Annotated in this window: 15 protein-coding genes and 2 tRNA genes; 11 read left to right on the top strand and 6 right to left on the bottom strand. The window is 53.3% G+C overall.

The window, feature by feature from the left end; translation table 11 throughout:
- The first annotated feature begins 5 nt into the window (after positions 1–5).
- The 4 genes from recC (at position 6) to recD (ending at position 11,813) form a co-directional block, all read left to right on the top strand.
- A complete protein-coding gene (gene recC / locus J4614_RS14015; RefSeq protein ID WP_208293215.1) occupies positions 6–3,377 on the top strand; it encodes an exodeoxyribonuclease V subunit gamma in 3,372 nt (1,123 codons plus the stop codon).
- 177 nt (positions 3,378–3,554) lie between these two features.
- Positions 3,555–6,443 carry a pitrilysin gene (gene ptrA, locus J4614_RS14010; protein WP_023201475.1) on the top strand — a complete coding sequence of 963 codons (2,889 nt, stop codon included), beginning with the start codon at positions 3,555–3,557 and terminating at the stop codon, positions 6,441–6,443.
- Positions 6,436–9,981, top strand: coding sequence for an exodeoxyribonuclease V subunit beta (gene recB, locus J4614_RS14005; protein WP_208293214.1), 3,546 nt, complete (start codon positions 6,436–6,438; stop codon positions 9,979–9,981). The genes ptrA and recB overlap by 8 nt, the downstream gene beginning before the upstream one ends.
- Positions 9,978–11,813, top strand: a complete 1,836-nt coding sequence (recD, locus tag J4614_RS14000; protein WP_000155138.1) for an exodeoxyribonuclease V subunit alpha — start codon at positions 9,978–9,980, stop codon at positions 11,811–11,813. The genes recB and recD overlap by 4 nt, the downstream gene beginning before the upstream one ends.
- Positions 11,814–11,915: 102 nt before the next feature.
- On the opposite strand, the gene argA is transcribed toward recD, so the two are convergent.
- A complete protein-coding gene (gene argA / locus J4614_RS13995; protein WP_000588963.1) occupies positions 11,916–13,247 on the bottom strand; it encodes an amino-acid N-acetyltransferase in 1,332 nt (443 codons plus the stop codon).
- A 232-nt stretch (positions 13,248–13,479) separates the two neighbouring features.
- On the opposite strand from argA, the gene amiC reads away from it, so the two are divergent.
- Positions 13,480–14,733: an N-acetylmuramoyl-L-alanine amidase AmiC gene (gene amiC / locus J4614_RS13990; protein WP_000011919.1), complete on the top strand. Its 1,254-nt coding sequence runs from the start codon at positions 13,480–13,482 to the stop codon at positions 14,731–14,733.
- Between the two features lie 109 nt (positions 14,734–14,842).
- Here amiC and J4614_RS13985 read toward each other — a convergent pair.
- Both J4614_RS13985 and J4614_RS13980 read right to left on the bottom strand, forming a co-directional pair.
- Positions 14,843–14,919, bottom strand: a tRNA-Met gene (locus tag J4614_RS13985).
- Positions 14,920–14,948: 29 nt separating this feature from the next.
- Positions 14,949–15,025 (bottom strand) — tRNA-Met (locus J4614_RS13980).
- Positions 15,026–15,232: 207 nt separating this feature from the next.
- On the opposite strand from J4614_RS13980, the gene mltA reads away from it, so the two are divergent.
- Together mltA and tcdA are read left to right on the top strand one after the other, a co-directional pair.
- On the top strand, positions 15,233–16,330 hold the full coding sequence (mltA, locus tag J4614_RS13975; protein ID WP_000678626.1) for a murein transglycosylase A: 1,098 nt from the start codon (positions 15,233–15,235) through the stop codon (positions 16,328–16,330).
- A 109-nt stretch (positions 16,331–16,439) separates the two neighbouring features.
- Positions 16,440–17,246 (top strand): tRNA cyclic N6-threonylcarbamoyladenosine(37) synthase TcdA, encoded by an 807-nt coding sequence (gene tcdA, locus J4614_RS13970; protein ID WP_001528031.1) that lies wholly within the window; start codon positions 16,440–16,442, stop codon positions 17,244–17,246.
- Positions 17,247–17,297: 51 nt separating this feature from the next.
- Here the strand turns inward: tcdA and rarD are convergent, their stop codons facing one another.
- From rarD to csdA, 3 genes are all read right to left on the bottom strand, one after another.
- Positions 17,298–18,185: an EamA family transporter RarD gene (gene rarD, locus J4614_RS13965; protein WP_077248417.1), complete on the bottom strand. Its 888-nt coding sequence runs from the start codon at positions 18,183–18,185 to the stop codon at positions 17,298–17,300.
- A gap of 299 nt (positions 18,186–18,484) precedes the next feature.
- Entirely contained in the window at positions 18,485–18,928 is a 444-nt protein-coding gene (gene csdE / locus J4614_RS13960) for a cysteine desulfurase sulfur acceptor subunit CsdE (RefSeq protein WP_000184198.1), read from the bottom strand.
- Complete coding sequence (gene csdA / locus J4614_RS13955) at positions 18,928–20,133, bottom strand: cysteine desulfurase CsdA (RefSeq protein WP_000991053.1); 1,206 nt, start codon at positions 20,131–20,133, stop codon at positions 18,928–18,930. The genes csdE and csdA overlap by 1 nt, the downstream gene beginning before the upstream one ends.
- A gap of 192 nt (positions 20,134–20,325) precedes the next feature.
- Between csdA and J4614_RS13950 the strand changes: the two genes are divergently transcribed.
- The 4 genes from J4614_RS13950 (at position 20,326) to rlmM (ending at position 23,324) form a co-directional block, all read left to right on the top strand.
- Positions 20,326–20,553 (top strand): YgdI/YgdR family lipoprotein, encoded by a 228-nt coding sequence (locus J4614_RS13950; RefSeq protein WP_000750393.1) that lies wholly within the window; start codon positions 20,326–20,328, stop codon positions 20,551–20,553.
- A 346-nt stretch (positions 20,554–20,899) separates the two neighbouring features.
- Positions 20,900–21,817 carry a glycine cleavage system transcriptional regulator GcvA gene (gene gcvA, locus J4614_RS13945; protein ID WP_000044409.1) on the top strand — a complete coding sequence of 306 codons (918 nt, stop codon included), beginning with the start codon at positions 20,900–20,902 and terminating at the stop codon, positions 21,815–21,817.
- Positions 21,818–21,835: 18 nt separating this feature from the next.
- A complete protein-coding gene (locus J4614_RS13940) occupies positions 21,836–22,231 on the top strand; it encodes a DUF423 domain-containing protein (protein WP_000203913.1) in 396 nt (131 codons plus the stop codon).
- Positions 22,224–23,324 carry a 23S rRNA (cytidine(2498)-2'-O)-methyltransferase RlmM gene (gene rlmM, locus J4614_RS13935; RefSeq protein WP_001045494.1) on the top strand — a complete coding sequence of 367 codons (1,101 nt, stop codon included), beginning with the start codon at positions 22,224–22,226 and terminating at the stop codon, positions 23,322–23,324. The genes J4614_RS13940 and rlmM overlap by 8 nt, the downstream gene beginning before the upstream one ends.
- The last annotated feature ends 42 nt before the right edge of the window (positions 23,325–23,366 follow it).

The following is a 23,366-nucleotide window of genomic DNA, read 5'->3' as shown; positions in this document are numbered from 1 at the left end:
TAATTATGTTAAGGGTCTACCACTCCAATCGTCTGGATGTGCTGGAAGCGTTGATGGAGTTCATCGTCGAACGCGAGCGGCTGGATGATCCCTTTGAACCAGAAATGATTCTGGTACAAAGCACGGGTATGGCGCAGTGGCTGCAGATGACCCTTTCACAAAAGTTTGGTATTGCGGCGAATATCGCTTTTCCGTTACCGGCGAGTTTTATCTGGGAGATGTTTGTCCGCGTGTTGCCGGATATCCCCAAAGAAAGCGCTTTCAGCAAACAAAGCATGAGCTGGAAACTGATGACCTTGCTGCCGCAGTTGCTGGATAAGGATGAGTTTGTACTGCTGCGCCATTATCTGACCGACGACACCGATAAACGCAAACTCTTTCAGCTTTCCGCGCGCGCTGCCGACCTGTTCGATCAGTATCTGGTTTATCGGCCTGACTGGCTTACGCAGTGGGAAGCAGGAAAAAGCGTGGAAGGTCTGGGGGAGGCGCAAAACTGGCAGGCGCCGCTGTGGAAAGCATTGGTGGAATATACCGCCACGCTGGGGCAGCCACGCTGGCATCGCGCCAATCTCTACCAACGCTTTATTCAAACGCTGGAAAGCGCGATCGCCTGCCCGCCAGGGTTGCCGTCCCGCGTTTTTATTTGCGGCATTTCCGCGTTACCGCCAGTGTATCTCAGAGCGTTGCAGGCGCTGGGCAAACATATTGAAATCCATCTCCTTTTTACTAATCCGTGTCGGTATTACTGGGGAGACATTAAAGACCCAGCCTGGCTGGCAAAACTCATGGCCCGCCAGCGTCGTCACAGTTTTGAAGACCGTCATTTACCGTTGTTCCGTGAAAACCAGAATCCGGAAGCCTTATTTAACAGCGACGGTGAACAGGATATCGGTAATCCGCTACTGGCCTCATGGGGAAAACTGGGGCGGGATTATATCTACCTGCTATCTGAACTGGAAAACAGCCAGGAGCTGGATGCGTTTGTTGATATTACGCCAGATAATCTTTTGCATCGGATTCAGGCGGATATTCTTGAACTGGAAAGCCATGCGGTGGCGGGCGTAAACCTTGAGGAGTATTCGCGCAGCGACAATAAGCGTCTGCTCGATCCCGAGGATAACAGCCTCTCTTTTCACGTTTGTCACAGCCCGCAGCGCGAGGTGGAGATACTGCACGATCGCCTGCTGGCGATGCTGGAAGCCGATCCGACGCTAACGCCGCGCGACATTATCGTTATGGTGGCTGATATTGACAGCTATAGCCCGTTTATCCAGGCGGTATTTGGTAGCGCGCCAACGGAGCGCTATCTGCCTTATGCTATTTCCGATCGGCGGGCGCGTCAGTCACATCCGGTGTTACAGGCATTTATCAGCCTACTTTCGTTACCGGACAGCCGCTTTGTCTCCGAGGATGTTCTGGCGTTGTTAGACGTACCGGTATTGGCTGCCCGCTTTACGATCAACGAAGAAGGGCTGCGTTATCTGCGCTTGTGGGTCAATGAGTCAGGCATTCGCTGGGGAATTGACGATGACAACGTGCGCGAGCTGGAACTTCCTGCCACGGGGCAGCATACGTGGCAATTTGGCCTGACGCGTATGCTGCTGGGGTATGCGATGGAAAGCGCCCAGGGTGAGTGGCAGTCGGTTCTGCCTTATGACGAATCCAGCGGTCTGATTGCTGAGCTGGTCGGGCATCTGGCTTCGCTGCTGATGCAGCTTAATATCTGGCGGCGCGGTCTGGCGCAGGAGCGACCGCTGGAAGAGTGGTTGCCCGTTTGTCGCGACATGCTCAATGATTTCTTCCTGCCCGATGCGGACACGGAAGCGGCAATGACATTGATTGAACAGCAGTGGCAGGCCATTATCGCCGAAGGCGTCGCGGCGGAATATGGCGACGCGGTACCGATTTCGCTACTGCGGGATGAACTGGCGCAGCGTCTGGATCAGGAACGTATTAGCCAGCGCTTCCTGGCGGGCCCCATCAATATTTGTACGCTGATGCCGATGCGTTCCATTCCGTTCAGAGTCGTTTGCCTGCTGGGAATGAACGACGGCGTATACCCGCGCCAGCTTGCGCCGTTGGGCTTTGACCTGATGAGCCAAAAACCCATGCGCGGGGATCGAAGCCGTCGCGACGATGACCGCTATCTGTTTCTGGAAGCGTTAATCTCGGCGCAGCAGACGCTGTATATCAGCTACATCGGTCGCTCCATCCAGGATAATAGCGAACGCTTTCCCTCTGTACTGGTGCAAGAATTGGTGGATTACATCGGGCAAAGCCACTATTTGCCTGGCGACGAAATGCTGACCTGTGATGAGAGCGAAGCACGAGTCAAAGCGCATATTACGCGTCTGCATACCCGTATGCCTTTTGATGCGCAAAATTACCAACCCGGCGAACAGCAAAGTTATGCCAGAGAGTGGTTGCCTGCGGCGAGTCAGTCGGGAAAAGCGCATTCTGACTTTGTGCAGCCGCTTCCTTTTACGATGCCGGAAACATTGACTCTGGAAAGTCTGCAGCGTTTTTGGGCCCATCCGGTTCGCGCATTTTTTCAGATGCGGCTTCAGGTTAATTTCCGCTCGGAAGAGAGTGAGATTCCTGATGCGGAACCGTTTGAATTAGAGGGGTTGACGCGATATCAACTTAACCAACAGTTGCTCAATACGCTGGTTGAAGAGGACGACGCCGAACGCTTGTTCCGCCGTTTCCGGGCAGCGGGAGAGCTGCCTTACGGCGCGTTTGGCGAAATATTCTGGGATGCGCAATGTCAGGAGATGCAGCAACTGGCAAGCCGGGTCATCGCCTGCCGTAAGCCGAGCCAAAGCCTGGAAGTGGATCTGCTTTGCAATGGCGTTCAGCTAACCGGCTGGCTACCGCAGGTACAGGAGGATGGATTATTGCGCTGGCGTCCCGCTTTAATCAGCGTTGCGCAAGGTGTGCAACTTTGGCTGGAACACCTTGTCTATTGTGCCAGCGGCGGTAGTGGCGAAAGTCGCCTGTTTTTGCGCAAAGAGGGAGAATGGCGATTTCCGCCACTTGATAAAGCGCAGGCAATGGCTTACCTGGCGCAACTGATTGAAGGCTACCGGGAAGGCATGTCTTCTCCGCTATTGGTACTGCCGGAAAGCGGCGGCGCATGGATAAAAGCCTGTTATGACGCTGAAAATGATGTCATGTTAGACGATGATGATACCTTACAGAAGGCCAGGACAAAGTTTTTACTGGCTTATGAAGGCAACATGATGGTGAGCGGCGAAGGCGAAGATATCTGGTATCAACGTCTTTGGCGTCAGCTGGAATCTGAAACGTTGCAGGCTATCATTGCGCAGTCCCGACATTACCTGTTACCGCTGTTTCGTTTTAATCAGTCTCGTTGATTGTATGAAAATCGCGCCATTAAAAGGCTTCGACTATGATGCGCTCTTCGTCACGGACTGATGACTGATAAAAAGATGCTGCCTGGTTCAGCACAATAATATCCCGTTCTGCTCAGGTCGATGGTTTACGTGACCATACAGATGAGTGGGAATGAAAGTTAATGATGAGGTCCGTGAATGCCCCGCAGCACCTGGTTCAAAGCGTTATTGTTATTGGTCGCCCTCTGGGGGCCTGCAGTTCAGGCGGATATCGGTTGGCAACCGCTGCAAGAAACTATCCGTAAAAGCGATAAAGATACTCGGCAGTATCAGGCGATACGTCTTGATAATGACATGGTGGTGTTGCTGGTATCCGATCCGCAGGCTGTAAAGTCTCTTTCAGCGTTAGTGGTGCCCGTTGGATCGCTTGAAGATCCTGAGGCTCATCAGGGGCTTGCTCATTATCTTGAGCATATGTGCCTGATGGGGTCAAAAAAATATCCGCAGGCGGATAGCCTTGCCGAATACCTTAAAAGACATGGCGGTAGCCATAACGCCAGCACTGCGCCTTATCGAACAGCCTTCTACCTGGAGGTTGAAAACGATGCGCTTCCAGGCGCCGTAGATCGCCTGGCCGACGCCATTGCCGCGCCATTGCTCGATAAAAAGTACGCCGAACGCGAGCGAAACGCGGTGAATGCCGAGCTGACGATGGCGCGTACCCGCGACGGTATGCGTATGGCGCAGGTAAGCGCCGAAACCATTAACCCGGCGCATCCAGGCTCGCACTTTTCTGGCGGCAATCTGGAAACGCTAAGCGATAAGCCGGGCAATCCGGTGCAACAGGCGCTGATCGCTTTTCATGAAAAATACTATTCATCTAATCTGATGAAGGCGGTGATTTACAGTAATAAACCCTTGCCGGAACTGGCGAGTATTGCCGCCGCAACCTATGGTCGCGTGCCGAATAAACAGATTAAAAAACCGGAAATTAACGTACCTGTCATCACCGAGGCGCAGAAGGGCATCATTATTCATTACGTGCCGGCGCTACCGCGTAAAGTGCTGCGCGTGGAGTTTCGTATTGATAACAATAGCGCGCAGTTCCGTAGCAAGACCGATGAACTGGTCTCTTATCTGATTGGCAATCGTAGCCCGGGGACGCTCTCTGACTGGCTGCAAAAACAAGGACTGGTCGAAGGTATTAGCGCGGATTCCGATCCAATTGTTAATGGTAACAGCGGCGTATTTGCCATTTCGGCAACGCTGACCGATAAAGGTTTGGCCAATCGTGATGAAGTCGTCGCAGCTATCTTTAGCTATCTCAATACGTTACGTGAAAAAGGGATAGATAAACGTTACTTTGACGAGCTGGCGCATGTGCTGGATCTCGACTTCCGCTATCCGTCGATTACCCGCGATATGGACTATGTCGAATGGCTGGCGGACACTATGATCCGCGTCCCGGTAGCGCATACGCTGGATGCGGCGAATATCGCCGATCGTTACGATCCTGCCGCTATCAAAAATCGCCTGGCGATGATGACGCCGCAGAATGCGCGCATCTGGTACATCAGTCCCCAGGAACCCCATAATAAGATTGCGTATTTTGTGGATGCGCCTTATCAGGTCGATAAGATTAGCGAACAGACGTTTAAAAACTGGCAGCAAAAAGCACAGGGCATTGCGTTGTCGCTGCCGGAGTTAAACCCCTATATTCCTGATGATTTTACGCTTGTTAAGAATGACAAAAACTACGTGCGGCCAGAACTGATTGTCGATAAAGCGGATTTGCGCGTGGTTTATGCGCCGAGTCGTTATTTCGCCAGCGAGCCAAAAGCTGACGTGAGCGTGGTATTGCGTAATCCGCAGGCGATGGACAGCGCCCGCAATCAGGTACTGTTCGCCCTTAATGATTATCTGGCGGGAATGGCGCTCGATCAGCTCAGCAACCAGGCGGCAGTGGGCGGCATTAGCTTTTCTACTAACGCCAACAATGGTCTGATGGTCACTGCGAACGGTTATACCCAGCGTTTGCCGCAGCTTTTCCTGGCGTTGCTGGAAGGATATTTTAGCTACGACGCCACGGAAGAACAGCTGGCGCAGGCGAAATCCTGGTATACGCAGATGATGGATTCTGCGGAGAAGGGAAAAGCCTACGAGCAGGCGATTATGCCGGTGCAGATGATTTCGCAGGTGCCTTATTTTTCCCGTGATGAACGTCGCGCTTTGCTGCCGTCCATTACGTTGAAAGAGGTAATGGCCTATCGTAATGCGTTAAAAACGGGCGCTCGTCCGGAATTTCTGGTTATAGGGAATATGAGCGAAGCCCAGGCGACCTCTCTGGCGCAAGATGTTCAAAAACAGCTCGCGGCGAACGGATCGGCGTGGTGTCGCAACAAAGACGTGGTGGTTGAGAAAAAGCAGTCCGTAATATTTGAAAAAGCGGGCAGTAGCACCGACTCCGCGTTAGCAGCGGTCTTTGTCCCGGTCGGCTACGACGAGTACGTCAGCGCCGCCTACAGCGCGATGTTAGGTCAGATTGTTCAACCGTGGTTTTACAATCAGCTACGAACCGAAGAGCAACTGGGATACGCCGTTTTCGCCTTTCCGATGAGCGTTGGCCGTCAGTGGGGAATGGGATTCCTGCTACAGAGCAACGATAAACAGCCCTCTTACCTGTGGCAACGCTATCAGGCATTTTTCCCTGACGCCGAGGCGAAGCTGAGGGCGATGAAGCCGGAAGAGTTCGCCCAAATTCAGCAGGCGATCATTACGCAAATGCGCCAGGCGCCGCAAACGTTGGGCGAAGAAGCATCCCGTTTAAGCAAGGATTTCGATCGGGGTAATATGCGCTTTGACTCGCGTGATAAAATCATCGCTCAGATAAAATTGCTGACGCCACAAAAGCTTGCCGACTTCTTCCACCAGGCGGTGGTGGAACCACAAGGTATGGCAATATTGTCACAGATTGCCGGTAGCCAGAATGGAAAAGCAGAATACGTGCATCCGACAGGCTGGAAAGTGTGGGATAACGTCAGCGCATTGCAGCAAACGTTACCTCTAATGAGCGAAAAGAATGAATGATGTCGCCGAGACTCTTGATCCTCTGCGCTTGCCCCTGACAGGCGAGCGTCTGATTGAAGCATCAGCGGGCACAGGCAAAACGTTTACTATCGCGGCGCTGTATCTGCGGTTATTGCTCGGTCTGGGCGGCAGTGCCGCATTTCCCCGTCCGTTGACCGTTGAAGAACTGCTGGTGGTAACCTTTACGGAGGCCGCCACTGAAGAGCTGCGTGGGCGAATTCGCAGTAATATCCATGAGTTGCGCATCGCCTGTCTGCGAGAAAGCACGGATAATCCGCTGTATGCCCGCTTGCTGGAAGAAATTAGCGACAAAAAGCAGGCCGCGCAGTGGTTATTACTGGCGGAACGACAAATGGATGAGGCCGCGGTTTTTACCATCCACGGTTTTTGCCAGCGTATGCTCAGCCTGAACGCTTTCGAATCCGGTATGTTGTTTGAGCAACAGCTTATTGAAGACGAATCTTTGTTGCGTTATCAGGCCTGCGCCGATTTCTGGCGGCGTCATTGCTATCCGCTGCCGCGCGACATCGCGCAGGTGGTGTTTGACGTATGGAAGGGGCCGAAGGCGCTCTTAAAGGATATCGATCGTTATCTGCAGGGCGAAGCGCCGGTCATTAAAGCGCCGCCATCGCAGGAGGAGACGCTGGCATCGCGTCATGAACAGATCCTGGCGCGCATCAACCAGGTGAAGCAGCAGTGGTGTGAGGCGGTTAGCGAGCTGGACGCGCTAATCGAATCATCCGGCATCGATCGCAGAAAATTCAACCGCGGCAATCAGGCGAAATGGATCGAAAAGATCACCGCGTGGGCGCAAGAAGAGACCAAAAATTATCAATTACCCGAGGCGTTGGGAAAATTTTCACAGCGTTTTTTAGCTGAGCGCACCAAAGCTGGCGGCGTGACGCCCCAGCACCCATTGTTTGTCGCCATTGATAACCTGTTGGGCGAACCGCTATCGATTAAAGATCTGGTTCTTACCCGAGCGCTCTCAGAGATCCGTGAAACGGTGGCTCAGGAAAAACGACGGCGCGGCGAGCTGGGGTTTGACGATATGCTCAGCCGTTTAGATACCGCGCTGCGTAGTGAAAGCGGCGAGGCGCTGGCTACGGCGATTCGTACCCGTTTTCCGGTGGCGATGATCGATGAATTTCAGGATACCGACCCACAACAGTACCGTATTTTTCGCCGTATCTGGCGACATCAACCCGATACGGCGCTATTGCTGATTGGCGATCCTAAGCAGGCGATTTATGCGTTTCGTGGCGCGGATATCTTTACCTACATGAAGGCTCGCAGCGAAGTGAGCGCGCACTATACGCTTGACACTAACTGGCGCTCCACGCCGGGGATGGTGAATAGCGTTAACAAGCTGTTCAGTCAGATGAACGACGCCTTTATGTTCCGCGATATTCCCTTCAGTCCGGTAAAGTTTGCGCCCAGAAACCAGTCGCTGCAATTTAAAGTGAATGACGCGCCTCAACCGGCGATGACCCTGTGGCTAATGGAGGGGGAAAGCTGCGGTTCGGGCGATTATCAAAGTTATATGGCGCAGGTGTGCGCCACGCAAATTCGCGACTGGCTGCGCGCCGGACAAACGGGCGACGCGCTGCTGACGAATGGCGATTCGTCGCGGCCCGTTCGCGCCTCGGATATCAGCGTGCTGGTGCGCAGCAGGCGTGAGGCCGCGCTGATACGGGATGCGCTGACCTTACTGGCGATCCCCTCCGTCTATCTTTCTAACCGCGACAGCGTATTCGAAACGCTCGAAGCGCAGGAAATGCTGTGGGTGTTGCAGGCGGTGATGGCGCCCGAACGTGAGAATACGCTACGTAGCGCTCTGGCGACATCAATGATGGGCCTTACCGCGCTGGATATCGAAACGCTTAACAATGATGAAAATGCGTGGGATGCGGTTGTCGAAGAGTTTGATGGCTACCGGCAGATTTGGCATAAACGCGGCGTGATGCCTATGCTGCGCGCGCTAATGTCGGCGCGCAATATTGCTGAAAACCTGTTGGCGACAGCGGGAGGCGAACGTCGGCTGACGGATATTCTGCATATTAGCGAACTGTTACAGGAAGCCGGTTCGCAGCTGGAAAGCGAACATGCGCTGGTGCGTTGGCTGGCGCAACATATCCTTGAACCCGATAGCAATGCTTCCAGCCAGCAACTACGTCTGGAAAGCGATAAGCATCTGGTGCAAATCGTCACCATTCATAAATCGAAAGGTCTGGAATACCCGCTGGTCTGGTTACCTTTTATCACCCATTTCCGCGTGCAGGACCAGGCTTTTTATCACGACAGGCACTCCTATGAGGCGGTGCTGGACCTTAGTCACGCCGAAGAGAGCATAGCACTGGCGGAAGCCGAACGCCTGGCGGAAGACCTGCGCCTACTTTATGTCGCGCTGACCCGTGCAGTGTGGCATTGCAGCCTCGGCGTCGCGCCGCTGGTGCGGAGTCGCAGCGATAAGAAAGGCGAGACGGATGTGCACCAAAGCGCGCTTGGGCGACTCCTGCAAAAAGGCGAACCGATGGATGCCGCAGGCCTTCGCGCCTGTATTGAGGCGCTATGCGACGAGGATATCGTGTGTCGAACGCCAGGCAATACGGATAACGACCGCTGGCAAATTTCCGCTGCATCGCACGCGGAACTCAGCGCCAGAACGCTGCAACGTCTGCTTTATGATAGCTGGCGCGTCACCAGTTATTCCGGTTTGCAGCAGCGGGGACATAGCGTGGCGCAAGATCTTATTCCTCGTCTCGACATTGACGCCGCAGGCGTTGGCGAAGCGGCGGAAGCGCCGACAATGACGCCGCATCACTTTCCTCGCGGGGCATCGCCGGGAACATTTTTGCACAGCCTGTTTGAAGAGCTTGATTTTACTCAACCGATAGACCCCCAATGGGTACAGGAAAAACTGGAGCTGAGTGGTTTTGAAACGCGATGGGAGCCCGTACTTACCCGCTGGCTGGACACCGTGTTGCATGTTCCCCTTAACGAGACGGGCGTTAGTCTGAGCGTGCTGACCGGGCGTGAAAAACAGGTCGAAATGGAGTTTTATCTGCCGATTGCCCAGCCGCTTACCGCCGGAGAGCTGGATGCGTTGATTCGTCGATACGACCCGCTTTCAGCAGGTTGCCCTGCGCTGGATTTTATGCAGGTTCGCGGCATGTTAAAGGGCTTTATCGACCTGGTGTTCCGTTATGAGGGGCGCTATTACCTGCTCGACTATAAATCTAACTGGCTGGGCGAGGATAGCGCCGCTTATACCCAGACGGCGATGGCTGCGGCGATGCAGGCGCATCGCTATGATTTGCAGTACCAGCTTTATACGCTGGCATTGCACCGTTACCTTCGTCATCGAATGGCGAATTACGACTATGAACGCCATTTCGGCGGCGTCATCTATCTCTTTTTACGCGGGGTGGATAGCGAACGTCCGCAGCAGGGTATTTTTACCACTCGCCCTGCGGCGGCGTTAATTAACCAACTGGATGATATGTTTGCAGGTGAAATGAGTGAGGAGGCGCAATGACAATCCAGGAGCGGTTGCTGGAGGCCGTTGAACAAAAACTCTTACGGCCCATTGATGCCCAGTTTGCTTTAACCGTCGCCGGTAACGACGATCCCGCCGTGACGCTGGCGGCAGCGCTGCTTAGTCATGACGCAGGTGAAGGTCACGTGTGTCTGCCGTTGTCGCGTTTAACGTTAACGGAGGAGGCGCATCCCTTACTGGTCGCCTGGATAAGCGAAACGGCTACGCCAATCGACTGGAAAAAGCGGTTATTGGCGTCTGCGGCGGTTAGCTGCGGCGATAGCCCCGCGCCGTTAATTCTGTGCGGCGATCGTCTCTACCTGAATCGCATGTGGTGCAACGAGCGTACGGTTGCGCGCTTTTTTAACGAGGTTAACCAGGCCATCGCCGTAGATGAAGATCAGTTATCCCGTATTCTGGACGCGCTATTCCCTCCGACAGACGAGGTGAACTGGCAAAAGGTGGCCGCCGCCGTAGCGCTAACTCGCCGTATCTCCGTGATTTCAGGCGGTCCCGGTACCGGTAAAACCACCACCGTCGCGAAGCTGCTGGCGGCATTAATTCAAATGGCGGATGGCGAACGTTGCCGTATCCGGCTGGCGGCACCGACCGGGAAAGCGGCCGCACGCCTGACGGAGTCGCTCGGCGCGGCGTTGCGTCAGCTTCCTCTTACCGATGCGCAGAAAAAGCGTATACCGGAGGACGCCAGTACGCTGCACCGACTGCTGGGCGCACAGCCCGGCAGCCAGCGATTACGCCATCATGCGGGCAACCCGCTGCATCTGGACGTGCTGGTGGTCGATGAAGCATCAATGATTGATTTGCCGATGATGTCACGTTTGATTGACGCTCTGCCGCCGCACGGGCGGGTCATTTTTCTTGGCGATCGCGATCAGTTGGCATCCGTTGAGGCGGGTGCTGTGTTGGGCGATATTTGCGCCTATGTCAACGCAGGGTTTACGGCGGAACGCGCCCGACAGCTAAGTCGACTAACAGGGAGCGCCATTCCGGCGGGGGCCGGAACGCAAGCCGCGTCTTTACGCGATAGCCTCTGTTTGTTGCAAAAGAGCTATCGTTTCGGCAGCGATTCTGGCATCGGCAAGCTGGCGGCGGCGATTAACTGCGGCGACAGGTCGGCAATCCAGGCTGTTTTTCAGCAGGGGTTTAGCGATATAGAGAAGCGTACATTGCAAAGCAGCGACGATTATGCCGGGATGCTGGATGAAGCGCTGGCGGGCTATGGTCGCTACCTGCGGTTGCTGCATGAAAAAGCAACGCCGGAGGCAATCCTTCAGGCTTTCAATGAGTATCAACTGCTTTGCGCGCTGCGCGAAGGCCCATTTGGCGTGAGGGGACTGAATGACCGCATTGAGCAGGCGATGGTGCAGCAACGAAAAATTCAGCGGCATCCGCACTCTCGCTGGTATGAAGGGCGTCCGGTAATGATTGCGCGCAACGATAGCGCGTTGGGGCTATTTAACGGCGATATTGGTATTGCGCTCGATCGCGGGCAGGGGTTACGCGTCTGGTTTGTGATGCCGGACGGCACGATCAAGTCCGTTCAGCCCAGCCGTCTGCCGGAACATGATACAACCTGGGCGATGACGGTACATAAATCACAGGGGTCTGAATTTGATCACGCCGCGCTGATTTTACCCAGCCAGCGTTCGCCGGTCGTGACGCGGGAGCTGGTGTATACCGCTGTTACGCGGGCGCGGCGGCGGTTATCGCTGTATGCCGATGAACGGATCCTGGCAAGCGCGATTGTGACGCGTACGGAGCGGCGCAGCGGATTAGCCACCTTATTTGATGAAGTCAGTCGTACCGGATAAGACGAGTTCTCGCCGGATGGTGACGCGTAGCGTCTTATCCGGCCTCCAAATGATGCTTTCGAGCGTAGGCCTGATAAGCGCAGCGCCATCAGTCCCCTCTTGTTATCCTAAATCCGCCATCAGCACCTTTGAACGTCGCTGATAGTTATACATTTTTTTCTTGCTCTCAGGCAGTAACTCAATATCGACAGGCGTGAAACCGCGTTCCTGGAACCAGTGAATACTGCGCGTCGTCAGCACAAACAATTTACTCAGCCCCATTTGCCGCGCCTGGGCGGCAACCCGCTCCAGAAGCACTTCTCCACGCGATGAGCTGCGATAATCCGGATGCACCGCAACGCAGGCCATTTCGCCTATTTTCTCTTCCACAAAAGGATACAGCGCCGCGCAGGCGATAGTCATATTATCGCGCTGAATAATGGTAAATTTATCGATCTCCATCTCCAGTTGTTCACGGGAACGGCGTACCAGAATGCCCTGCTGTTCCAGTGGGCGGATAAGCTCCAGAATACCGCCAATATCGTTGATGGTGGCGCGGCGGATCTGCTCGGCGCTCTCCATGACGATCTGCGTACCGATACCATCACGCGAGAACAATTCCTGTAATAGCGAGCCATCTTCCTGATAGCTGATCAGATGGCAACGACGGACGCCGCTACGACAGGCTTTTACCGCGCCGCGCAAAAAACGTACGGTTCCGGAGTTGTAATCGCCCAGCGCTTCCAACTCTTCCACCCGCGCCTGCGCTTCATTCGGGAAGAGTTCAGAAATGATGCCGCCCTCGCTATTGGTAACGCCCTGAGAAGAACAGAAACCGATCATTTTTTCCGCTTTCAGTTTAACGGCGAGTTGAGTGGCAATCTCTTCTGAGGTCAGATTAAAACTTTCGCCGGTCACTGAGACGGCGACCGGCCCCATCAGAACGATCGCGCCGTTATCCAACTGGCGGTTGATCGCATCTTCATCAATGCGCCGGATACGGCCGCTATGACAGTAGTCCACGCCATCATCAACGCCCAGCGGCTGCGCAATGGTGAAATTGCCGCTGACGACATTAATGTGCGCGCCCTGCAACGGCGTATTGTTCAGACTCATCGACAGACGGGCGGTAATATCGAGCTGGAGTAAACCGGCGGCCTGTTTCACCAGCTCCAGTGCTTTGGCGTCCGTCACCCGCGTGTTTTTGTGGTAAATCGGTTCATGATGATGCGCGGCCAGATTGGCGTCGATTTGCGGTCGCGCGCCATACACCACGACAAGGCGAATACCGAGGCTATGCAGTAGCCCGATATCGCTAACGATGCTGGAAAAATTGTCATGCTCAATGGCTTCGCCGCCGAGCATAATGACAAAGGTTTTTCCGCGATGGGTGTTGATATAGGGAACTGAATGGCGAAACCCTTCTACCAGTTCGGTTTTACGTTCCTTTATCATTGCGCGCCCCACTAGTGAATTATTATTCGAAATTAGTGTATTTTTATTCTGTTTTTGCCCTCTGTGCAAGCGTAAATTTTATGCGGTCCGATCGCTTTTCTTAGTAATGCCGTGAATATAAAAAGAATGTTTACCCTTTTATAGATGACAGATTATGCGTCATTCGCTAAAGTTTCCGGTCAATTTGGATGAACTTTGTATGATCTCTATTTAGTTTTTGCTCGGGAGAAGCATGTCGGGAGCCAATTCAGCAATCAGCCGTCGCCGTTTACTACAAGGCGCGGGCGCCATGTGGCTATTAAGCGTGAGCCAGGTCGGGCTGGCTGCCGTAAGCCAGGTCGTTGCGGTGCGTATCTGGCCTGCGTCCAGCTATACCCGCGTCACGGTAGAGTCGAATCGTCTGCTGAAATATAAACAATTTGCCTTAAGTAACCCGGACCGCGTGGTGGTAGATATTGAGGATGTGAATCTGAACTCGGTGCTTAAAGGCATTGGCGCGCAGATTCGCAGCGACGATCCGTATATCAAATCCGCAAGGGTAGGGCAGTTTGATCCTAAGACTGTGCGTATGGTCTTTGAGCTAAAACAAAACGTGAAGCCGCAGCTATTTGCGCTGGCGCCTGTGGCAGGCTTTAAAGAACGTCTGGTGATGGATCTTTATCCTGCCAATGCGCAGGATATGCAGGATCCGCTGCTGGCGCTGCTGGAAGACTACAATAAAGGCGATCTGGATAAACAGGTGCCGCCTTCGCAAAGCGGGCCGCAGCCCGGTAAAGCGGGGCGCGACCGCCCCATTGTTATTATGCTTGATCCGGGACACGGCGGCGAAGACCCCGGCGCGATAGGCAAATACAAAACGCGTGAAAAAGACGTGGTGCTCCAGATAGCCCGCCGCCTGCGCGCGTTAATCGAAAAAGAAGGCAACATGAAGGTCTATATGACGCGCAATGAAGACATCTTCATTCCGTTAAAAGTCCGGGTGGCGAAAGCGCAGAAACAGCGCGCCGACCTGTTTGTCTCTATTCATGCGGATGCCTTCACCAGCCGGCAGCCTAGCGGTTCATCCGTATTCGCGCTATCGACCAAAGGCGCCACCAGTACCGCAGCGAAATATCTGGCGCAAACGCAGAACGCCTCGGACTTAATTGGCGGCGTGAGCAAAAGCGGTGACCGTTATGTCGACCATACGATGTTCGATATGGTGCAATCGCTGACCATTGCCGATAGTTTGAAATTCGGTAAAGCGGTGTTGAAGCAGCTTGGTAAAATTAATGACCTGCATAAAAACAAGGTCGAGCAGGCGGGGTTTGCGGTGTTAAAGGCGCCCGATATTCCGTCTATTCTGGTCGAGACGGCGTTTATCAGTAACATTGAAGAAGAACGCAAGCTCAAGACCGCGACGTTCCAGCAACAGGTCGCAGAGTCGATTCTGGCGGGCATTAAAGCGTATTTTGCCGATGGGGCGACGCTGGCGAGAAGAAGTTAACCTGAGATGACGGCGAGTTTATTGCGCGGGTAAGTAGGATGCTGCCCGCACTGTCGTTGCGGACCAGACGACAGATACAAAAAAACACCCGTAAGGGTGTTCATTAAGTTGGTTGCGGGGGCCGGATTTGAACCGACGACCTTCGGGTTATGAGCCCGACGAGCTACCAGGCTGCTCCACCCCGCGTCCGTCTAAACTTGCATTCTCATTGTAATTGGTTGCGGGGGCCGGATTTGAACCGACGACCTTCGGGTTATGAGCCCGACGAGCTACCAGGCTGCTCCACCCCGCGTCCGTGGATGCGCACTATACTCCGCTGAGCTTTTGTTGCAACCCTTTTTTCATATAAATCGCTAATTTCTCATGAATTGCGCAAATACACCGCAGATAGCGCGATTTTTAAACGAATTTACATAATGAGATCGCGATCGCATTTCATTACTTCGGACGGTTTGTTATCTTCACCGGGCACTTTCGATTACGCAGAAGACGAGACACCATGAAAGGACGTTGGGCAAAATATGTGGCGACAGGCGTAATGCTGGCAATGCTGGCTGCCTGTTCATCAAAACCGACCGATCGCGGTCAGCAATATAAGGACGGGAAATTTACCCAGCCCTTCTCCCTGGTAAACCAGCCGGACGCGGTGGGCGCGCCGATTAATGCTGGTGACTTTGCCGAGCAGGTCAACCAGATCCGTTCCGCGTCGCCGCGTTTATACACCAATCAAAGCAACGTCTATAACGCTGTCCAGAACTGGTTACGTTCCGGAGGCGATACGCGCACTATGCGCCAGTTTGGTATTGATGCCTGGCAGATGGAAGGCACCGACAACTACGGTAACGTCCAGTTCACGGGCTACTATACGCCCGTCGTTCAGGCTCGCCATACGCGCCAGGGCGCGTTCCAGTATCCTATCTATAGTATGCCGCCAAAACGCGGACGCTTACCGTCCCGCGCTCAGATCTACGCAGGCGCGCTGAGCGATAAGTACATCCTGGCCTGGAGTAATTCGCTGATGGATAACTTTATTATGGATGTCCAGGGCAGCGGCTATATTGATTTTGGTGACGGTAGTCCACTGAACTTCTTTAGTTATGCCGGTAAAAACGGCTGGCCTTATCGCAGTATTGGTAAAGTGCTTATCGATCGCGGTGAAGTGAAAAAAGAAGATATGTCGATGCAGGCTATACGCGAATGGGGAGAGAAGCACAGCGAAGCGGAAGTGCGTGAATTACTGGAGCAGAACCCGTCGTTCGTCTTCTTTAAGCCGCAATCTTTTGCGCCGGTCAAAGGTGCCAGCGCTGTACCGCTGATTGGGCGAGCATCCGTCGCCTCCGACCGCAGCATCATTCCGCCTGGCACGACCTTGTTGGCGGAAGTACCGTTGCTGGATAACAACGGTAAATTTAGCGGTCAGTATGAGCTACGTTTGATGGTCGCACTGGATGTCGGCGGAGCGATTAAAGGCCAGCACTTTGATATTTACCAGGGGATTGGCCCGGATGCCGGGCATCGTGCCGGATGGTATAATCACTATGGTCGCGTCTGGGTGTTAAAAAGCGCGCCGGGCGCCGGTAACGTGTTTAGCGGCTGATTGTGGTATTCTGCGACAACCGGATTGCCCGATAACGCGATCGCTATCGGGCCTGAAAATAGTGAGCAGGGGTGAGGAATAACCTCACCTTTTTTTATTCTGAGGTCATATGTCAGTGGTGATAAGTGATGCCTGGCGCCAACGCTTTGGCGGCACCGCGCGTCTGTACGGTGAAAAAGCGCTGCAGCGGTTTGCTGAGGCGCATATCTGCGTCGTGGGAATCGGCGGGGTGGGATCATGGGCGGCAGAGGCGCTGGCGCGTACGGGCATCGGCGCGATTACGCTGATTGATATGGACGATGTCTGCGTGACCAATACGAACCGTCAGATCCATGCGTTGCGTGATAACGTCGGGTTGGCGAAAGCGGAAGTGATGGCCGAACGGATTCGTCAAATTAACCCGGAGTGCCGGGTAACGGTTATCGATGATTTCATCACGCCGGATAATGTGGCGGATTATATGGACGCGGGTTTTACCTATGTCATTGACGCCATTGACAGCGTTCGTCCAAAAGCCGCGCTGATTGCGTACTGTCGCCGATATAAGGTTCCTTTAGTGACCACTGGCGGCGCAGGCGGGCAGATCGATCCGACGCAAATCCAGGTCGCTGATTTGGCGAAAACCATCCAGGATCCGCTGGCGGCAAAACTGCGTGAGAGATTGAAACATAATTTTGGCGTAGTGAAGAACAGTAAAGGTAAACTGGGCGTGGACTGCGTTTTTTCCACTGAAGCGCTGGTTTACCCACAGGCGGACGGTTCCGTATGCGCGATGAAAGCTACCGCAGAAGGGCCAAAACGGATGGATTGCGCCTCTGGCTTCGGCGCGGCGACGATGGTGACGGCAACGTTCGGTTTTGTCGCCGTTTCCCATGCGCTGAAGAAGATCATGGCTAAAGCGGCGCGACAAGAATAAAAGGACGGGGCGGAGTGTCACGCAGACGCGTATCCGGCCCTGCGCCCTTCGTTAGCGAAAGAAGCGCTGTACCCTGCCGAACACCGGTTTCAGACGGGCGCGGAGATAATGGGAATATAAATTTTCAGATATGCATAGAAACAACCCGAACCATACCGCACAAAAGCAGAGCAGTTCCGCGTAATTAATGTGCTCGCCAAATATCATAATGGCAAGTAAGAACTGTAAAGACGGCTCTATATATTGCGCCAGTCCGGTGACAATCAACGAGGTGTGATTTAACGCGATGGCAAATAATACCAGTGGAATGATCGTCACTGGCGCCGTCATAACATACAAAAAGAAAGGAGTATTAGCGGATATAATTGGTCCGCTATCGCTAAAGAGAAAAATTAATAGTGAGACAGGCAATGCCCATAATGTTTCAATAGTTATCGATGTCATCACATCATAATGTATAAACTTTCGCGCCAGGCCATATAGCGCAAATGATAATCCCATGGTTAGCGCCAGCGCCGGGAAATGCCGTAGCATGATAATTTGAAAAGTCAGGCCACAGACACCAGAAAAAACGGCGATGGCCTGAAACAACGACAGTTTTTCTTTAAGAAAAATGCATCCCAGCGCAATAACAAATAGCGGGTTGATAAAATAGCCGAGGCTGGCATCAAGTACCAGATGATGGGTTAGCGCATAAATAAAAGATGACCATGAGACAATCATCAAAAGTCCGGCGATCATGCAGAAGAAAAAAGATTTTTTATCTTTCCAGGCATCATGAAATCGCGTTCGCTGCCGAAATAACAATCTTACTGCCAGTAATAATGGAATTGACCAGAACACCCGGTATATCAATATTTGTGCGAGGTTCCCCCCTGATAAATATTGATAATATAAAGGTGTTAACCCCCATAATATAAATGCCAGTACCACAAACATGGTACCGCTACGCAGATATTTTTCCACTTATCCATATCCTGTTATAACTTCACCCGATACGTATGAATTTTCCAGTTCTCCTGCTACGCTACATCGAGTGGCTTTATTTACTCTAAAATCTTCACGCCATTTTAACATGGATTCTAACATTGTAATTTCATTGTGATAGCTGATAAAAATCAAAAGAATGTTTATCAGGGAAATCTGACGCCGAAACTAATAAAGTGACTGGATTATTTTATCTGCATCGCCTGACCGCCGCGGACGGCGCTGTCAGGCGACAGAATATTTACGCTATTTCAACCCTTATGCGTTGCGGCAACAATCGCTTCGCTCAGCGCGTTCAGCCCCTGACTGCGTGAGGCGCTAAGCTGGGCGCGTAAACCCAGCTCATCAAACAGCGCCAGCGGTGAACGAGCCTGTAATTCGGCGGCGTTTTTTCCTTCCACTGCGGTGAGCAATACCGCCAGCAGGCCGCGGACAATCCGCCCCTCACTGTCGCCGAAAAAGTGCATCGTTCCGTTATCTGATCGGGTAAAGCCCAGCCAGACGCGGTTCTCGCAGCCGGCTATCTCTTTCGCCTGCGCTTTGCATTCATCCGGCAGAGCGGGGAGCTGTTTTCCTAACAGAATCAACTGACGATATTTATCCTCCCACTGGGTCAGCGGGAGAAAGATAGCGCGTAACGTCTCTTCCGTTACCGTTGTGCCGAACGGGTGTCCGGTATAAAGAGGGTTTGTCATTAATCCACCAGCAGTTCCAGCGCGCGGTCAACGGCGTTAACCAACGCATCCACATCATGTTGGGTATTATACGGCGCAAAAGAGGCGCGCAGAGTCCCTGTGACGCCAAGTTCCGCCAGCAATGGCTGGGCGCAATGTTGCCCGGCCCGGAGCGCAATACCGTATTCCGCCAGCAGCGTCACCATATCGCCGTGGTGCACGCCGACAAAATCAAAGGCCAGCAGGCTGGAGTCCTGGCAGCGGAACGAACGAAAGCCCGGACGTTTCGCCAGTGCGTCTTCCGCCAGCGTCGCCAGCCCGCGGCTCCAGTTTTCGGCCTGTTCAATATCGATATCGGACAGCCATTCCAGCGCAGCGCTCAGGCCGATGACCCCGGCGACGTTCGGCGTCCCCGCTTCCAGTTTCCAGGGAGCGCTTTGAGTGGTGAAGCCTTCAAAGCTAACGTCACGGATCATCTTGCCGCCGCCGAGCCAGGGCGACATCGCCTCAAGAAGCTCCGGCTTACCGTACAGCACGCCGATACCGGTCGGGCCATACAGTTTGTGAGCGGAAAAAGCATAAAAATCGATATCAAGCTGCTGGACATCCGCCGGGAAGTGTACCGCTCCTTGCGCGCCATCTACCATCACTACCATTCCCGCCGCGTGAGCGGCGCTGATAGCGCTTGCGAGATCCGGGCAGCCGCCCGTTACGTTCGACATTTGCCCCAGCGCCAGAATCCGGCTGCGCGACGTGATCAGTTCCGGCAGACGCTCAACATCAGGAAGACGTCGGTCATTAAGCGGCAGTTTTATGACCTGCGCGCCGGTTTGTTGCGCCACCATCAGCCAGGGCACAAGGTTGGCGTGATGCTCGGCGACGCTAACGATAATTTCATCGCCGGGGCGCAGACGAGGACGGGCGTAACACTGCGCCACCATGTTGATCGCTTCGGTGGTGCCGCGAGTCCAGACGATACTTTTTTCATCGGGCGCGTTTAACAGTCGCGCTGCTTTTGCTCTGGCCGCTTCATATTGCGCCGTCAGGCGCTGCGCCTGTGCAAACTGGCTACGATGAACGTTACCGGCGCTCAAACAATAAAACTGGTGCGTGGCGTCAATGACTGCCTGTGGCTTTAATGCCGTGGCGGCGCTATCGAGATAAACACCCGCATCGGCTAGCGCGGGAAACTGCGCGCGAAACTGCGTGGGATTAAAAGCGTTCATGATATTCCTCGGTTCAGTTTACCGATCGTGGCGTAAAAGCGCGGCTGATACAAGGTTTGTCCTAACCATCGGAATCGTCTGTATATCCTGGCGAATTATGTAAAGGAGGTTATGCTGAATAATGTTAGGCGAATGTTTAAGCCTGTTACGGAGTCCGCTTTAAATAGCACAAACAGCTTTAAGGAGAAGAAGATGAAAAAGACTGCCGCAATTATCTCTGCATGTATGCTGACTTTTGCCCTGAGCGCCTGTTCCGGTCCTAATTACGTTATGCACACCAATGATGGACGTAGCATTGTGACCGACGGTAAACCCCAGACCGATAACGATACCGGTATGATTTCGTATAAAGACGCTAATGGCAACAAACAGCAGATCAATCGTACTGACGTGAAAGAGATGGTGGCTCTGGAAAACTAACCGTTTGTTATACAAAAAAAAGCACCGCAATATGGCGGTGCTACATTAATCACTATGGACAGACAGGGTAAATGTACAGGAAGTGAAAAAGGGTAGTCTCGCTACCGTGGTCTGAATCGCAGACCAATTGCAAACACAACAACACAACATCACAACCGTAAGCCAAAAGCCCATCAGAACACGCATTCCGATAAAACTTTTCGTTCCGGCTCAGGAAGTGCCGCCACTATAGGTATTTGCTGGTAGAACCTCAACGGACAATTTATAATGTCTCAGATTAAAAAAACTAATAGGTTACATATTGTTACCTATTTGTTAAATTCATTCGACATTAAGTCCAGAGGCCATGTCAAAACGATTACCTCCTTTAAATGCGTTACGCGTTTTTGATGCTGCCGCGCGCCATTTGAGCTTTACGCGAGCAGCGGAAGAACTTTTTGTGACGCAGGCCGCAGTAAGCCACCAAATTAAGTCACTTGAGGATTTTTTGGGGCTAAAACTGTTCCGCCGCCGCAATCGTTCGCTGCTGCTGACGGAAGAAGGCCAAAGCTATTTTCTCGACATTAAAGAGATATTTTCCCAGCTCACGGAAGCAACGCGTAAGCTCCAGGCGCGCAGTGCCAAAGGGGCGCTGACGGTGAGTTTACCGCCCAGTTTTGCCATCCAGTGGCTGGTGCCCAGACTCTCCAGCTTTAACTCAGCTTATCCGGGAATTGACGTTCGGATACAAGCCGTTGACCGTCAGGAAGATAAACTGGCAGACGATGTCGATGTCGCGATTTTTTATGGCCGGGGAAACTGGCCGGGCTTGCGCGTCGAAAAATTATACGCAGAATATTTACTGCCCGTCTGTTCTCCTTTATTGCTCACAGGCGAAAAACCGTTAAAAACGCCGGAAGATCTGGCGAAACACACGTTATTGCACGATGCTTCCCGGCGTGACTGGCAGGCCTATACTCGTCAGTTAGGGCTCAACCATATTAACGTTCAGCAAGGGCCGATATTTAGCCACAGCGCGATGGTGTTACAGGCCGCTATTCACGGACAGGGGATCGCGCTGGCGAATAATGTTATGGCGCAGTCGGAAATTGAAGCCGGGCGACTGGTGTGTCCATTTAACGATGTTCTGGTGAGTAAGAATGCTTTTTATCTGGTTTGTCATGACAGCCAGGCAGAACTGGGTAAAATAGCCGCCTTCCGTCAGTGGATTTTGGCGAAGGCGGCGACGGAGCAAGAAAAATTCCGTTTTCGTTACGAACAATAATTAACTTAGGGTATGACCATGACCAGCCGTTTTATGCTGATTGTCGCCGCTATCAGCGGTTTTATTTACGTTGCTCTGGGCGCGTTCGGGGCGCATGTTTTGAGTAAAACCCTGGGCGTGGTTGAAATGGGCTGGATTCAGACCGGCCTGCAATATCAGGCGTTCCATACGCTGGCGATCTTTGGCCTGGCGGTGGCGATGCAGCGCCGTATCAGCATCTGGTTTTACTGGAGCAGCGTTTTTCTGGCGCTGGGCACGGTGCTGTTTAGCGGCAGCCTGTACTGCCTTGCGCTTTCGCATCTGCGCCTGTGGGCGTATATCACGCCTGTCGGCGGCGTCAGTTTCCTGGTGGGCTGGGCGCTATTGCTGATTGGCGCCATTCGTATGAAACGTAAGGGCGCGAGCCATGAATAAAGTTGTATTGCTCTGCCGTCCGGGGTTTGAAAAAGAGTGCGCTGCAGAAATTACCGATAAAGCGGGAAAACGGGAAATATTTGGTTTTGCACGCGTAAAAGAGAACGCAGGCTATGTCATTTATGAATGCTACCAGCCGGAAGATGGCGAAAAGCTGATTTCAGAACTGCCGTTCAGTTCGCTGATTTTCGCCCGCCAGTGGTTTGTGGTGGGTGAACTGCTGCAACATTTACCGCCGGAAGACAGAATTACGCCGATTGTCGGCATGTTGCAGGGCGTAGTGGAAAAGGGTGGCGAGCTGCGGGTTGAAGTCGCCGACACCAATGAAAGTAAAGAACTGATGAAGTTCTGCCGCAAATTTACGGTGCCGCTGCGCGCGGCTTTGCGTGATGCGGGCGTATTGACGAATTATGAAACGCCGAAGCGTCCGGTCGTTCATGTCTTTTTTATCGCGCCAGGATGCTGCTATACTGGTTATTCGTTCGCGCATAACAATTCACCGTTTTATATGGGCATCCCGCGTTTGAAGTTTCCGTCTGATGCGCCGAGCCGCTCAACGCTGAAACTGGAAGAGGCGCTCCACGTTTTCATCCCGGAAGATGAGTGGGATGAACGTCTGGCGAACGGCATGTATGCGGTGGATTTGGGCGCCTGTCCCGGCGGATGGACGTACCAGTTAGTGAAGCGCAATATGTGGGTCTACTCCGTAGATAACGGCCCGATGGCGCAAAGCCTGATGGACACCGGACAGGTGACCTGGTTGCGTGAGGATGGCTTCAGGTACCGTCCGAACCGGAATAATATTTCATGGATGGTCTGCGATATGGTGGAGAAGCCGGCCAAAGTCACCGCGTTAATGGCGCAGTGGCTGGTGAACGGCTGGTGTCGGGAGACGATTTTTAACCTTAAACTGCCGATGAAAAAACGCTATGAAGAGGTATCGCATAACCTGGCGTATCTTCAGGCGCAGTTGGATGAGCATGGCGTTAATGCGCAGATCCAGGCACGTCAGCTTTATCACGATCGCGAAGAAGTGACGGTGCACGTGCGTCGGTTGTGGGCGGCTGTTGGCGGACGTCGCGACGAGCGATAAAAACGCGCTGCCGTCATCCGGCGCGTCATCAGCGCCGGATGG

Origin of the sequence: Salmonella sp. 32031103-2018-00083-FB-01-SM-01 (assembly GCF_017571995.1) — a bacterium.
Classification (GTDB): domain Bacteria; phylum Pseudomonadota; class Gammaproteobacteria; order Enterobacterales; family Enterobacteriaceae; genus Salmonella; species Salmonella enterica.
This window is presented reverse-complemented; position numbering and strand designations above follow the sequence as displayed.

Coding starts and splice junctions, on each gene's coding strand:
- recC (WP_208293215.1), top strand. CDS start 6: ATGTTAAGGGTCTACCACTCCAATCGTCTGGATGTGCTGGAAGCGTTG.
- ptrA (WP_023201475.1), top strand. CDS start 3,555: ATGCCCCGCAGCACCTGGTTCAAAGCGTTATTGTTATTGGTCGCCCTC.
- recB (WP_208293214.1), top strand. CDS start 6,436: ATGAATGATGTCGCCGAGACTCTTGATCCTCTGCGCTTGCCCCTGACA.
- recD (WP_000155138.1), top strand. CDS start 9,978: ATGACAATCCAGGAGCGGTTGCTGGAGGCCGTTGAACAAAAACTCTTA.
- argA (WP_000588963.1), bottom strand. CDS start 13,247: ATGATAAAGGAACGTAAAACCGAACTGGTAGAAGGGTTTCGCCATTCA.
- amiC (WP_000011919.1), top strand. CDS start 13,480: ATGTCGGGAGCCAATTCAGCAATCAGCCGTCGCCGTTTACTACAAGGC.
- mltA (WP_000678626.1), top strand. CDS start 15,233: ATGAAAGGACGTTGGGCAAAATATGTGGCGACAGGCGTAATGCTGGCA.
- tcdA (WP_001528031.1), top strand. CDS start 16,440: ATGTCAGTGGTGATAAGTGATGCCTGGCGCCAACGCTTTGGCGGCACC.
- rarD (WP_077248417.1), bottom strand. CDS start 18,185: ATGTTTGTGGTACTGGCATTTATATTATGGGGGTTAACACCTTTATAT.
- csdE (WP_000184198.1), bottom strand. CDS start 18,928: ATGACAAACCCTCTTTATACCGGACACCCGTTCGGCACAACGGTAACG.
- csdA (WP_000991053.1), bottom strand. CDS start 20,133: ATGAACGCTTTTAATCCCACGCAGTTTCGCGCGCAGTTTCCCGCGCTA.
- J4614_RS13950 (WP_000750393.1), top strand. CDS start 20,326: ATGAAAAAGACTGCCGCAATTATCTCTGCATGTATGCTGACTTTTGCC.
- gcvA (WP_000044409.1), top strand. CDS start 20,900: ATGTCAAAACGATTACCTCCTTTAAATGCGTTACGCGTTTTTGATGCT.
- J4614_RS13940 (WP_000203913.1), top strand. CDS start 21,836: ATGACCAGCCGTTTTATGCTGATTGTCGCCGCTATCAGCGGTTTTATT.
- rlmM (WP_001045494.1), top strand. CDS start 22,224: ATGAATAAAGTTGTATTGCTCTGCCGTCCGGGGTTTGAAAAAGAGTGC.